Below are 12,165 nucleotides of genomic sequence, written 5' to 3'. Positions count from 1 at the left end.
CAACTGCCCGCCCCGAACATGCTGATGGTGGATCGCATCACCCATATCAGTGAAGAGGGTGGCAAGTACGGCAAAGGTGAATTGGTCGCAGAGCTGGATATCACTCCGGACCTGTGGTTTTTCGCCTGTCACTTCGAAGGTGATCCGGTGATGCCGGGCTGCCTGGGCCTCGATGCCATGTGGCAACTGGTCGGCTTCTTCCTCGGCTGGCAAGGTCTGCCGGGCCGTGGTCGCGCACTGGGTTCGGGTGAAGTGAAGTTCTTTGGTCAGGTCCTGCCGACCGCCAAGAAAGTTACGTATAACATTCAGATCAAGCGCGTCCTCAAAGGCAAGCTGAACCTCGCTATCGCCGATGGTTCGGTCAGTGTCGACGGCCGCGAAATCTACACCGCCGAAGGCCTCCGGGTCGGCGTGTTCACCTCCACTGAAAACTTCTAAGGGTTATCCGCATGCGCCGCGTCGTTATCACTGGTCTGGGCATCGTTTCGTGCCTGGGCAATGACATAGAGACCGTCTCCGCTAACCTGCGTGCAAGCCTCCCTGGCATCCGGTTCAACCCGGAATATGCCGAAATGGGTCTGCGTAGCCAGGTTTCCGGCTCCATTGACCTTCCCCTCGAAGAGCTGATCGATCGCAAGATCTATCGCTTCGTCGGCCACGCGGCGGCTTACGCCTACCTGGCCATGAAAGACGCCATCACTGACTCCGGTCTGACCGATGAGCAAGTCTCCAACCCGCGTACCGGCCTGATCGCCGGTTCCGGTGGCGCCTCCACGCTGAACCAGATGGAAGCGCTGGACATCCTGCGCGAGAAAGGCGTGAAGCGCGTCGGCCCATACCGTGTAACACGGACCATGAGCAGCACCGTTTCCGCTTGCCTGGCCACGCCGTTCAAGATCAAGGGCCTGAACTACTCCATCGCTTCTGCCTGCGCCACCAGTGCTCACTGCATCGGTACCGCCATGGAACAGATCCAGATGGGCAAGCAGGACATCGTGTTCGCTGGTGGTGGTGAAGAAGAGCATTGGAGCCAATCGTTCCTGTTCGACGCAATGGGCGCACTGTCCAGCCAGTACAACGAAACCCCGGAAAAAGCTTCCCGTGCCTACGACGCCAAGCGTGACGGTTTCGTCATCGCCGGCGGTGGCGGTATGGTCGTGGTCGAAGAGCTGGAACACGCTCTGGCCCGTGGCGCGAAGATCTACGCGGAAATCGTTGGCTACGGCGCAACGTCCGACGGCTACGACATGGTCGCCCCAAGCGGCGAAGGTGCCATCCGCTGCATGCAGATGGCCATGTCCACCGTTGATACCCCGATCGACTACCTGAACACCCACGGCACCTCGACTCCGGTCGGCGACGTCGCGGAAATGAAAGGTGTGCGTGAAGTGTTCGGCGCCAACGCTCCGGCCATCAGCTCTACCAAGAGCCTGTCGGGTCACTCCCTGGGCGCCGCCGGCGTTCACGAAGCGATCTACTGCATGTTGATGATGGAAGGCAACTTCATGGCGGGTTCCGCCAACATCGACGAACTGGACCCGGAAGTGGCTGACATGCCGATCCTGACCAAGACTCGCGAAGACGCCACCATCAACACCGTGATGAGCAACAGCTTCGGCTTCGGCGGCACCAACGCCACGCTGGTACTGAAGCGCTGGGCGGGTAAGTAATACCCCACCGCTAGCTGCACACAAAAACGCCCCGACTGGTTCGGGGCGTTTTTTTTGTGCCTGGGAAAAGTGTACTGCGTTGCTTTTTGTAGGAGCCAGGCTTGCCGGCGAAGGCGCACTCAAGGATGCCTTCGCCGGCAAGCCTGGCTCCTACAGGTAGCGTGTTCAAGCAGCGGTTTTCTTCAATGCGAACATGAAACTTTTGTCATAAAACTCAGCGGCCTGCGACCGAATGTCGCGTGTTTGGCGGGCTGCAGGACTTTTGCAGATTTCGCAAATATTCGTTACCGAACGAAAGCATTTACTTAGCAACCTAACCAAACATATAACAGAGTCCTGCACACGCCTTGCTGCAGATAACAGAGATTGGAGCTAGCAGATGACTGTAAAAGTAACTGAACGCGACGATTCACATAAATCCCACGAAGGCATCGCCGCCGGTATCCGCATCTGGGACGTACATCAACAAGACATGCTGGTGGGGATGTTTCATTCCGAGAATGACGCCCACAGCTACAAGGCCGAACTGGAAACACTGGAACAGAAACGCGAAGCGTCGGCCGGCTGAACCGGCATGACGGATGAGGCGCCTGCCCGGCCTCTTGCCGGGGCAGGCGACTTTTGATCAGCTCAGGTCCAGGGTCGCAAAATGAAGTGTCTCCTCGACAACCACAGAAGGCACCAGGCGCGTAATCCTGCCGGCCTTCACTTCTGCGAACTGACAACTGCCCGCGTCCATGCCGTCGTTCCTGACCGCAAAGCGGACACTGTCCGGATAACGCTTGCCATCTTCGAAAGGCATTCCACAGGCAATCAGGAAATCAATTTTCGAATCGATCTTCTCCAACTCCTCATCCCGCTGACCATTTTCCAGAACTGCATAGTCCAGGCACACGTTGATGCTGAACGGACATTGCGCAATTAACGTATTGGAAAAGACCGCACCGTAACCGTCTGCAGAGTTATGTTCAGCCACGGTAGAGCTGACACCCTTGACCTTGATCGTCACGTTATCTGAAAGTTTGAAGAACCAATAACCGTCCACACTATCAACGTACTTGCCAAAATCAATACCGGACACATAACGTTTTGGCCACATCGATATTTCCGGCGAGCCGTTGTTGAGAACCTTGAAGTTGCTGGTGGTCAGCACATAGTTGATTACATCAAAGTAAGCGGCCGGCCCCTCTCCTACTTTGATCAAAGTGGCACAAGTGCCTGCCAGCAATACCACTTTGCCGTATCGGTCTACCGGCAGCCTATTCATCAGTACTTCCATGCTTTCAGACATTCTGTCCATGCACGCCATGCCGTGCTCCAATAGATCATCTTCATGCAGTGCGCTACTCCATGGCACGTTCCAGAAGAACTCGGGCAAGGTGAAGAACAGGCACTCACTGTCCGGGCGCTGATCAATGGCGGCCTTCGCGGCCACTTCGAGTTTGCCGCTGACATACTGCATCCTTCTGTAGAGTTCCTGGCTCACATACTCCGTCATGGATTGGCCTGGCTTGCGCGGCAAGGAGAACTCGGAATGAAAGGTAGGTTGTTGCAAAGAAGCGATAGTAACTAACATCAAAAACCTCAAGTGTAATTAATTAACGAACCTCCTCTTGATGAACCATTGAATACAGGATGAAATAACAGACACCGGAACAAAAACCCGAACCGAACATTTCCTTTAATATTTAATACGCCCATAAAGAAGAACCCGAAAGAGCGTATCCAACCACTCTTTCGGGCTCAAGTTGTTTTACAAGCTGAAGTACTAGCGAATGTGTAGTTACCAACAACTACACTTCTGCAACTACCACATCAGATCATCAGGAATCTGATAGGCCGCGTACGGATCGTCCTCGGCAGCAACTTCTTCTTTCTTGACGTTCAACTGCACGATGCGCTGTGGATCACGCTCCTGAATCTTCAGGGCAGCCTCGCGCGGGATCACTTCGTAACCGCCGGCGTGGTGCACGATCGCCAGGAAGCCGTTGCTGAGCTGGTTGCGCATCAGGGTGTTGACGGAGATGCGCTTAACCTTCTTGTCGTCCACGAAGTTGTAGTAGTCCTCAGTGGTCAATTTGGGCAGGCGCGAGACTTCGATCAATTGCTTGATCTGGGCGGCGCGGGCCTTGGCCTCGACCTTCTCCTGCTGCAGGCGATTCAGCTCCTGGTCACGCTTGACCTTCTCGGCCAGTGCTTCCTGGGCCAGGCGCTGCTGAGTGTCGTCCTGTTCGATCTGGCCTTTATGGACCAGGCGTTGCTGCTTCTGCTTCTCTTTGCCGACCTGTTTGGCCTGCTTTTGGTTGACCAGCCCTGCTTTGAGCAACTGGTCGCGAAGGGAAATGCTCATGGTGCTTATTTCTCACTTAGGCAACTGCTCAACCGCAGCTGGGCAAATTCTTTTCCTGACGTTTGGCTTCGCCCCACAGGGCGTCCAACTCTTCGAGGGTGCAATCTTCTATGGGACGGTGGGTGTCGCGCAATGCCTGTTCGATAAAACGGAAGCGTCTTTCGAATTTACTGTTGGCGCCGCGCAAGGCGGTTTCCGGATCAACCTTCAGATGACGCGCCAGATTGACCACGGAAAACAGCAGGTCACCGACCTCGTCGGCAATCGCTGCCGCGTCGTTGTCGGCCATGGCTTCGAGCACTTCATCGAGCTCTTCGCGGACTTTGTCCAGCACCGGCAACGCATCCGGCCAGTCGAAACCGACCTGCCCGGCGCGCTTCTGCAACTTCGCCGAACGGGACAATGCCGGCAGCGCGGCGGGTACGTCATCAAGCAAGGACAGTTGCTCAGGCGCGGAAGATTTCTCGGCGCGTTCTTCAGCCTTGATCTCTTCCCAACGCTGCTTGACCTGTTCTTCATTCAGACGCGGGACGTCCAGCGGCGCGTACAGATCGCCGGTGGGGAACACGTGAGGATGACGCCGAATCAGTTTGCGGGTGATGCTGTCGATGACCCCGGCGAATTCGAAACGCCCTTCTTCCTTGGCCAGTTGGCTGTAATAAACCACCTGGAACAGCAAGTCGCCCAACTCGCCCTGCAAGTGATCGAAGTCACCGCGCTCGATGGCGTCGGCGACTTCGTAAGCTTCTTCCAGGGTGTGTGGGACGATCGTGGCGTAGGTTTGCCTGATGTCCCACGGGCAGCCGAACTGCGGGTCGCGCAGGCGGTTCATCAGGTGCAATAAGTCTTCGAGTGAATACATGTTTTATAAGTCTCTGCCCACCTCTGTAGGAGCGAGGCTTGCCCGCGAAGGCGGCGTGTCATGTATGACGCCTTCGCGGGCAAGCCTCGCTCCTACAGGGGGCCGCATCACGGCGTACGGTTACGCCGGGTTTCGATGATGTTCGGCAACTGGGAAATCCGCCCCAGCAACCGACCCAACGCGTCCAGCCCCGGGATCTCGATGGTCAGGGACATCAACGCAGTGTTGTCCTCTTTGTTCGAGCGGGTGTTGACCGCCAGCACGTTGATCCGCTCGTTGAGCAGCACTTGCGAAACATCACGCAGCAGACCGGAACGGTCGTAGGCACGGATGATGATGTCCACCGGGTAGGTGAGCACCGGCACCGGGCCCCAGCTGACCTGGATGATCCGCTCCGGCTCGCGCCCGCCCAGTTGCAGCACCGAGGCGCAGTCCTGGCGGTGAATGCTCACACCGCGACCCTGGGTGATGTAACCGACGATAGCGTCCCCTGGCAGTGGCTGGCAGCAGCCGGCCATCTGGGTCATCAGGTTGCCGACGCCCTGGATCTGGATATCGCCGCGCTTGCCTGGCTTGTAGCCGGTGGCTTTGCGCGGGATCAATTCCAGCTGTTCGTTGCCGCGTTCCGGCTCGACCAGTTGCTGCGCCAGGTTGACCAATTGCGCCAGGCGCAAATCGCCGGCACCGAGGGCGGCAAACATGTCCTCGGCGGTTTTCATATTGGCTTTTTCGGCCAACTTGTCGAAATCCACCGCTGGCAAACCGAGACGAGCCAGTTCGCGTTCGAGCAAGGTTTTGCCCGCCGCGACGTTCTGGTCCCGCGCCTGCAATTTGAACCAGTGAACGATCTTCGCCCGCGCTCGCGAGGTGGTGACGTAACCCAGGTTCGAGTTCAGCCAGTCGCGGCTCGGTGTGCCGTGCTTGCTGGTGATGATCTCGACTTGCTCACCGGTTTGCAGGCTGTAGTTGAGCGGCACGATGCGCCCGTTGATCTTGGCGCCACGGCAGTTGTGACCGATCTCGGTGTGCACGCGGTAGGCGAAGTCGAGCGGCGTCGAGCCTTTCGGCAAGTCGATGGCGTGACCGTCCGGGGTGAAGATGTAGACCCGGTCCGGCTCGATATCGACCCGCAACTGATCCGCCAAGCCACCGATGTCGCCGAGTTCTTCGTGCCACTCGAGCACCTGACGCAGCCAGGAAATTTTCTCTTCGTACTGGTTGGACCCGGCCTTGACGTCGGTGCCCTTGTAGCGCCAGTGCGCGCAAACCCCCAGTTCGGCTTCTTCGTGCATGGCGTGGGTGCGGATCTGCACCTCCAGCACTTTGCCTTCCGGGCCGATTACTGCGGTGTGCAGCGAGCGGTAGCCGTTCTCTTTCGGGTTGGCGATGTAGTCGTCGAATTCTTTCGGGATGTGTCGCCACAAGGTGTGGACGATGCCGAGCGCGGTGTAGCAGTCGCGCATTTCCGGCACCAGCACGCGAACGGCGCGCACGTCGTAGATCTGGCTGAACTCCAGACCCTTGCGCTGCATTTTGCGCCAGATCGAATAGATGTGTTTGGCCCGACCGCTGATGTCGGCATCGACGCCGGTGGCGGTCAGTTCGTTCTTCAGTTGGCTCATCACGTCGGCGATGAAACGCTCGCGATCCAGACGCCGTTCGTGCAGCAACTTGGCAATCTGCTTGTATTGGTCAGGCTCAAGGTAACGGAAGGACAAGTCTTCCAGTTCCCACTTGATATGACCGATACCGAGACGGTGAGCCAGCGGCGCGTAGATGTCGAAGACTTCACGGGCGACGCGGTTGCGCTTTTCGTCGTCAGCGGTTTTCACCGCACGGATCGCGCAGGTGCGTTCGGCCAGTTTGATCAGCGCGACGCGTACGTCGTCGACCATGGCCACCAGCATCTTGCGCAGGTTTTCCACCTGGCCCTGAGTGCCGAGCACCAGGGATTGACGGGGGCTCAGGCTGGCACTGATCGCCGCCATGCGCAACACGCCGTCGATGAGTTTGGCGACCACCGGACCGAAGCGCTGGCTGATCGACGGCAATTCGATCTGACCTTCGCGCACGCCGCGATACAGGATCGCGGCTACCAACGAATCCTGATCGAGTTTGAGGTCGGCGAGAATCTCGGCGATCTCAAGGCCCGTGCGGAAACTCGAGGTCCCTTCGGACCAGAGATTCTTCGCCGCATTGGCTTGTTGTTCGGCCTGTCGAGCGAACTCGCAGGCTTCCTTCAAGGCTTCGCGATCCAGTGCCTGATCGACAGTGACCGCGTGATCGAGCCAAGCCTCGAGATTGATACTGCCGTCGGTGTTGATCGGCTGGTGTGCTCTCACCTGTACCATCTTGCTTTACCTTCCCTACGACGCAGATTCAATGCGTCAAATCGCTGACCTTCAATGCCCGTGAGCCCGCGCCGGGCTGGTGCGCGGCGGCTGCACGGGCGGCCAGTCGGACCAGACGAGCCATCCTAGCTCGCTTCAAATAACGCCATGGCCTCGACATGTGCCGTCTGAGGAAACATATCGAGAATCCCGGCACGTTTTAACCGGTAGCCCTGCTTGATCAATTCGACTGTATCGCGCGCCAGAGTTGCCGGATTGCACGACACATACACCAACCGTTTGGCGCCCAGGGATGCCAGCTTGCGCACCACCTCGAAAGCACCGTCCCGTGGTGGGTCCAAGAGTACCGCACAAAAGCCTTCGCGCGCCCATTCGGCTTCGGTCAAAGGCTGGGATAAATCGGCCTGAAAAAACTTAGTGTTATGCAGATTGTTGCTAGCAGCATTCGCAGCCGCCCGCTCGACCATTGCCTGCACACCTTCCACCGCCACCACTTCGCGAACCGCTTTAGCCAGCGGCAAGGCAAAGTTGCCCAAGCCGCAGAACAGATCCAGCACGCGTTCATCCGCTTGCGGTTTGAGCCATTCCAGCGCCTGGGCGACCATCGCTTCGTTGACCCCGGCGTTGACCTGGATGAAATCCCCCGGCCGATACGCCAGGTCCAGGCCCCACTGTTCCAGGCGATAACCCAGTGCCTGATCAGCCTCGACCGGTTGCGGTTCGCCGTCGCCATGCAGCCACAACTGGGCTTCATGGAATGCACAGAAATCCTTGAGGATCGTCAGGTCAGCCTCGGACAACGGCGCCATGTGCCGCAGCAATACTGCGAGCGACGAGCCACTGAACAATTCCACATGCCCGAGTGCTTGAGGTTTGCTCAAACGACGGAGCATTTCCGGCAAGCGGGTCATGATCGGTTGCAAGGGCTGTACCAGCACCGTGCATTCAGTGATTGCGACGATGTCCTGACTGCCCGCCGCGCGGAAACCGACTTCGAGTTTTTTCGCTTTCATGTCCCAGCGCACCGCCACCCGGGCGCGACGGCGGTAACCGAATTCCGGACCGCTCAACGGCGCTGCCCACTCTTGCGGTTCGACACCGGCGACCTTGGACAATTGCTCGGCGAGCATGCGCTGTTTCAGGGCGAGTTGTTCGTTGTGTGGCAGATGTTGCACGCTGCAGCCGCCACAGCGACCAGCGTGCGGGCACGGTGCCGGGCGACGCAGTTCGCTGGCCTGGAACACCCGCTCGGTGCGCGCCTCGACCACTTTGCCGTGGGCATTGAGCACGCGCGCCTCGATCTCTTCACCGGCCAATGCGCCGATGACGAACCAGGTGCGACCTTCGAAAAACGCGATGCCGCGACCGTCATTCGCCAGGCGCTCGATGCTCAAGCGCTGCTTTTTGCCGGTCGGAATTTGTGGGGCCTTGCTGCCGCCCGTGGGTTGGAAGCGCAGGCCTCTCTCTTGCTTGGCCATCAGTTAGGCGCGTCGAAAATGCCGGTCGACAAGTAACGGTCGCCACGGTCGCAGATGATCGCGACGATCACCGCGTTTTCAACTTCTTTGGACAGGCGCAGCATCGCTGCCACCGCTCCGCCCGAGGACACGCCACAGAAGATTCCTTCTTCGCGGGCCAGACGACGGGTCACGTCTTCGGCTTCGCTCTGGGCCATATCGACGATGCGGTCGACACGATCGGCCTGGTAAATCTTCGGCAGGTATTCCTGCGGCCAGCGACGGATGCCCGGAATCGCCGAGCCTTCCATCGGTTGCAGACCGATGATCTGCACGTTGTCGCTCTGCTCTTTCAAGTAGCGCGACACGCCCATGATGGTCCCGGTGGTGCCCATCGAACTGACGAAGTGAGTGATGGTGCCCTCGGTCTGACGCCAGATTTCCGGGCCGGTGGTGGTGTAGTGCGCTTCCGGATTGTCCCCGTTGGCGAACTGATCCAGCACCTTGCCACGGCCTTCGGCTTCCATTCGCTGAGCGAGGTCGCGGGCGCCTTCCATGCCTTCTTCCTGGGTGACCAGGATCAGTTCGGCGCCATAAGCAGTCATGGCAGCCTTACGTTCGGCACTGGAGTTGTCCGGCATGATCAGGATCATCTTGTAACCCTTGATTGCGGCGGCCATGGCCAGCGCAATCCCGGTGTTACCCGACGTCGCTTCAATCAGCGTATCGCCGGCGTGAATCTGCCCACGCAACTCGGCGCGGGTAATCATCGACAGCGCCGGACGGTCCTTGACCGAACCCGCCGGGTTATTCCCTTCGAGCTTGAGCAAAAGGGTGTTGCTGGTGGCGCCAGGCAGGCGCTGCAAACGAACCAGCGGAGTGTTGCCGACGCAATCGGCGATGGTTGGGTACTGCAAGGTCATGGCGTATTCGCAATCCAGACTGCGGGGGCGCCTATCATACCGGCAAACGTTGACAGGCCATATCACGCAAAGTGTGGTGCTTATGGCTTATGGGAATAAGGGGCTTATTGATGCCATTGGAAGCGGCGCTCGAACAGCACAATAGGTTCAGAGCAATTGTGTCGGCAGTGCTGATACTTTTTCAGCGGATGGGAAGGCCTCATCGCGAGCAAGCTCGCTCCCACAGGGGGGTGGGGTTGGTCGCACGATTTTTGTGGCTTCCACAATTCCAGTGTTGGCTGGAGATGTGTGACCAAGGTAAATGTCTCATCAGTGATGAGACTATTTCATCTGCAATGAGGGTGGCGACTCGGAAGGCCTCTTCGCGAGCAAGCCCGCTCCCACAGGGGTTGGTGGTGATCACACAATTTGTGGGCGGCTCAGGTCCACTGTGGGAGCGGGCTTGCTCGCGAAGGCGTCGTCTCTCGCGCCACACACATCCGCCACTAACCGCATATTCAGTCGCAGCCCCGTCGCGGTGTTTTCCGCCCACAACGTCCCACCCTGACGCTGCACCGCATTCCTGGCAATGCTCAACCCCAATCCGAATCCGCCATCTCCTGGCCGAGAACCGTCGAGTCGAATGAACGGCGAGAAGATCCGTTCGAGGTCGGTTTCAGCCACCCCGCCGCCCTGGTCCTCCAGCCATAGATGCCAGTAATCGCCATCACGCCGTCCGTCGAGGCTGACAATTCCGCCGTCAGGTGAATGCCGAATGGCATTGCGTACGATGTTTTCCAGCGCCTGGGCCAAGGTATTCAGATGACCGCGCACCCAGCAGGAGGAATCCACGGCGCAGTGCAATTGACTCGCCGGCCAGCCACTTTCATAGCAGGCGTTTTCCGTAAGCATGTCCCACAGCGCCTGGATCTGGATCGATTCGTCGGGCAGTCGCGAGCGTTCGGTGTCGAGCCAGGCCAGTTGCAGGGTGTCTTCCACCAGACGCTGCATGCCATCGACTTCGCGACCAATGCGCTCGCGCAATTGCACCACGTCCTGCTCACTTTCGCTGGCCACCCGCAGACGGCTCAACGGCGTGCGCAGTTCGTGGGACAGGTCGCGCAGAAGTTGTTGCTGCAGCGCCACGGTGCTTTGCAGGCGCTCGGACATGTGATCGAAAGCCCGGCCGAGTTCGCCGAGTTCATCCGAACGATTAGTGGTGTGGCTCGACAGGCGCACATTCAACTGGTCGGCGCGCCAGGCATTGGCCTGTTCGCGCAGACTGTTCAACGGCACTACCAGCAAGCGGTACAAGCCGACGCACAGCAGTAAAGTGAAGAGACCGGGAATCACGCCGTTGGTGATGACGCGCCAGAACACCCGATATTGCCCGGGCATGAAACGTTGCGGCAGTTCGATCACCAGATTGCCGGCGTAGGGATTGCCAGGGAACGGTACCCGTAGCCACGGCAGATTTTTCTTGTGAATCGGCCAGTCCAGGCCCCGGAGAAAGGTCAGGTGTTCGATTTCCTGATCCGTCAGCGCACGGCTGCTCAACGATTGCAGATCGCCACCGATGACCCCGACCCAACCGGTTTCACGCTGCTTCATACCTTCCAGCCAGGCATCGACGCCCGCACGCTGGCGTTCTTTCCATGCTTGCTCGGCCTCGGCGGCGTAGCGCGTCAGCGTGCCTCGGGCGTCATCCGACAGAAACTGGTTGCGCTGTTCCATGTAGCGGCCCCAGGACCAGCTCAGCCAGATCATCAGCAGACAGAACGCCACCAACAGGCACGCGAGTTTCCAGAACAGCGAATGCCGACCCGGCAGGTCAGACCATTTCATCGACGGCACTCAAGACGTAACCCTTGCCCCACACGGTGCGCACTTCCCGCTCGGTGTAGCCGATGGCCTTGAGCTTGCGGCGGATTTGACTGATGTGCATGTCGAGGCTGCGATCATGGGCCGCGTACCCGCGCTGCAACACCTGCTGATAAAGGAAAGCCTTGCTCAGCACTTCGTCGTTATTGCGATTGAGGGTTTCCAGCAATCGATACTCGCTGCGGGTCAGGCCGGCGGCTTGCTCGCGATAGAAGACTTCGCACTGGTCATCGTCAAACAACAGGCTATGCACCGGGCTCACCACCGCGAAAGGCTCTGGCCGCCGATCAAACGCTACCCGCCGCAGAATCGCTTCGATGCGCACCCGCAACTCGGCCATGCTGAACGGCTTGGGCAGGTAATCGTCGGCGCCCAGGCGAAAACCGCTGATGCGATCCGCCTCGGCACCCAGCGCCGACATCAGCACCACCGGGGTCGCATGGCTCTGGCGCAGTTGAGTCAGGACATTCAGCCCGTCCAGCCCCGGCAGCAGAATGTCCATCAGCACCACATCAAAGGTTTGCCCACGGGCGATGGCCAGGCCTTCCTGGCCGTTCTGGCACCAGGTCACCTGAAAGCCGCAACGCCCCAGGTGCTCGTGAACATAAGCACCGAGCACGAGGTCGTCTTCTATAGACAGGATACGAGGATGGCCAGCAGTGATGGGAGTCATGACTATCTGCAAATAATTC

Annotated in this window: 11 protein-coding genes; 3 read left to right on the top strand and 8 right to left on the bottom strand. The window is 58.8% G+C overall.

Features of this window, described 5'->3' with window-relative positions:
* The 3 genes from fabA to ACIOYV_RS28430 all read left to right on the top strand — a co-directional run.
* Positions 1-438 (top strand): 3-hydroxyacyl-[acyl-carrier-protein] dehydratase FabA (fabA, locus tag ACIOYV_RS28440; RefSeq protein WP_401329120.1); only part of this gene is annotated, 438 nt, incomplete at its 5' end.
* 11 nt (positions 439-449) lie between these two features.
* Positions 450-1,670 carry a beta-ketoacyl-ACP synthase I gene (gene fabB / locus ACIOYV_RS28435; protein WP_401329117.1) on the top strand — a complete coding sequence of 407 codons (1,221 nt, stop codon included), beginning with the start codon at positions 450-452 and terminating at the stop codon, positions 1,668-1,670.
* Positions 1,671-2,049: 379 nt separating this feature from the next.
* A complete protein-coding gene (locus tag ACIOYV_RS28430) occupies positions 2,050-2,238 on the top strand; it encodes a hypothetical protein (RefSeq protein ID WP_054054893.1) in 189 nt (62 codons plus the stop codon).
* Between the two features lie 57 nt (positions 2,239-2,295).
* On the opposite strand, the gene ACIOYV_RS28425 is transcribed toward ACIOYV_RS28430, so the two are convergent.
* From ACIOYV_RS28425 to ACIOYV_RS28390, 8 genes are all read right to left on the bottom strand, one after another.
* Entirely contained in the window at positions 2,296-3,246 is a 951-nt protein-coding gene (locus ACIOYV_RS28425) for a hypothetical protein (RefSeq protein WP_401329114.1), read from the bottom strand.
* A gap of 231 nt (positions 3,247-3,477) precedes the next feature.
* Positions 3,478-4,020: a DUF2058 domain-containing protein gene (locus ACIOYV_RS28420; protein WP_054054889.1), complete on the bottom strand. Its 543-nt coding sequence runs from the start codon at positions 4,018-4,020 to the stop codon at positions 3,478-3,480.
* A gap of 28 nt (positions 4,021-4,048) precedes the next feature.
* Positions 4,049-4,882 carry a nucleoside triphosphate pyrophosphohydrolase gene (gene mazG, locus ACIOYV_RS28415; RefSeq protein WP_163912954.1) on the bottom strand — a complete coding sequence of 278 codons (834 nt, stop codon included), beginning with the start codon at positions 4,880-4,882 and terminating at the stop codon, positions 4,049-4,051.
* A gap of 107 nt (positions 4,883-4,989) precedes the next feature.
* Positions 4,990-7,233, bottom strand: a complete 2,244-nt coding sequence (gene relA / locus ACIOYV_RS28410) for a GTP diphosphokinase (protein WP_054054885.1) — start codon at positions 7,231-7,233, stop codon at positions 4,990-4,992.
* A 125-nt stretch (positions 7,234-7,358) separates the two neighbouring features.
* On the bottom strand, positions 7,359-8,711 hold the full coding sequence (rlmD, locus tag ACIOYV_RS28405; RefSeq protein WP_401329110.1) for a 23S rRNA (uracil(1939)-C(5))-methyltransferase RlmD: 1,353 nt from the start codon (positions 8,709-8,711) through the stop codon (positions 7,359-7,361).
* Positions 8,711-9,613: a cysteine synthase CysM gene (gene cysM / locus ACIOYV_RS28400; protein ID WP_054613828.1), complete on the bottom strand. Its 903-nt coding sequence runs from the start codon at positions 9,611-9,613 to the stop codon at positions 8,711-8,713. The genes rlmD and cysM overlap by 1 nt, the downstream gene beginning before the upstream one ends.
* Positions 9,614-10,012: 399 nt before the next feature.
* Positions 10,013-11,437, bottom strand: a complete 1,425-nt coding sequence (locus ACIOYV_RS28395; RefSeq protein WP_401329106.1) for a histidine kinase sensor domain-containing protein — start codon at positions 11,435-11,437, stop codon at positions 10,013-10,015.
* Positions 11,424-12,146, bottom strand: a complete 723-nt coding sequence (locus tag ACIOYV_RS28390; protein ID WP_401329103.1) for a response regulator transcription factor — start codon at positions 12,144-12,146, stop codon at positions 11,424-11,426. The genes ACIOYV_RS28395 and ACIOYV_RS28390 overlap by 14 nt, the downstream gene beginning before the upstream one ends.
* Between the last annotated feature and the right edge of the window lie 19 nt (positions 12,147-12,165).

The sequence above is a fragment of the Pseudomonas sp. NPDC087342 genome, assembly GCF_044744265.1.
Lineage (GTDB): Bacteria > Pseudomonadota > Gammaproteobacteria > Pseudomonadales > Pseudomonadaceae > Aquipseudomonas > Aquipseudomonas nunensis.
Note: the sequence above shows the minus strand (reverse complement) of the source record. Positions and strands in the feature narration are given on the sequence as shown.

What these genes read in the sequence shown, in the direction of transcription:
- ACIOYV_RS28430 (WP_054054893.1), top strand. Translation starts at nt 2,050, where the DNA reads ATGACTGTAAAAGTAACTGAACGCGACGATTCACATAAATCCCACGAA.
- rlmD (WP_401329110.1), bottom strand. Translation starts at nt 8,711, where the DNA reads ATGGCCAAGCAAGAGAGAGGCCTGCGCTTCCAACCCACGGGCGGCAGC.
- fabB (WP_401329117.1), top strand. Translation starts at nt 450, where the DNA reads ATGCGCCGCGTCGTTATCACTGGTCTGGGCATCGTTTCGTGCCTGGGC.
- cysM (WP_054613828.1), bottom strand. Translation starts at nt 9,613, where the DNA reads ATGACCTTGCAGTACCCAACCATCGCCGATTGCGTCGGCAACACTCCG.
- ACIOYV_RS28420 (WP_054054889.1), bottom strand. Translation starts at nt 4,020, where the DNA reads ATGAGCATTTCCCTTCGCGACCAGTTGCTCAAAGCAGGGCTGGTCAAC.
- ACIOYV_RS28425 (WP_401329114.1), bottom strand. Translation starts at nt 3,246, where the DNA reads ATGTTAGTTACTATCGCTTCTTTGCAACAACCTACCTTTCATTCCGAG.
- mazG (WP_163912954.1), bottom strand. Translation starts at nt 4,882, where the DNA reads ATGTATTCACTCGAAGACTTATTGCACCTGATGAACCGCCTGCGCGAC.
- ACIOYV_RS28390 (WP_401329103.1), bottom strand. Translation starts at nt 12,146, where the DNA reads ATGACTCCCATCACTGCTGGCCATCCTCGTATCCTGTCTATAGAAGAC.
- ACIOYV_RS28395 (WP_401329106.1), bottom strand. Translation starts at nt 11,437, where the DNA reads ATGAAATGGTCTGACCTGCCGGGTCGGCATTCGCTGTTCTGGAAACTC.
- relA (WP_054054885.1), bottom strand. Translation starts at nt 7,233, where the DNA reads ATGGTACAGGTGAGAGCACACCAGCCGATCAACACCGACGGCAGTATC.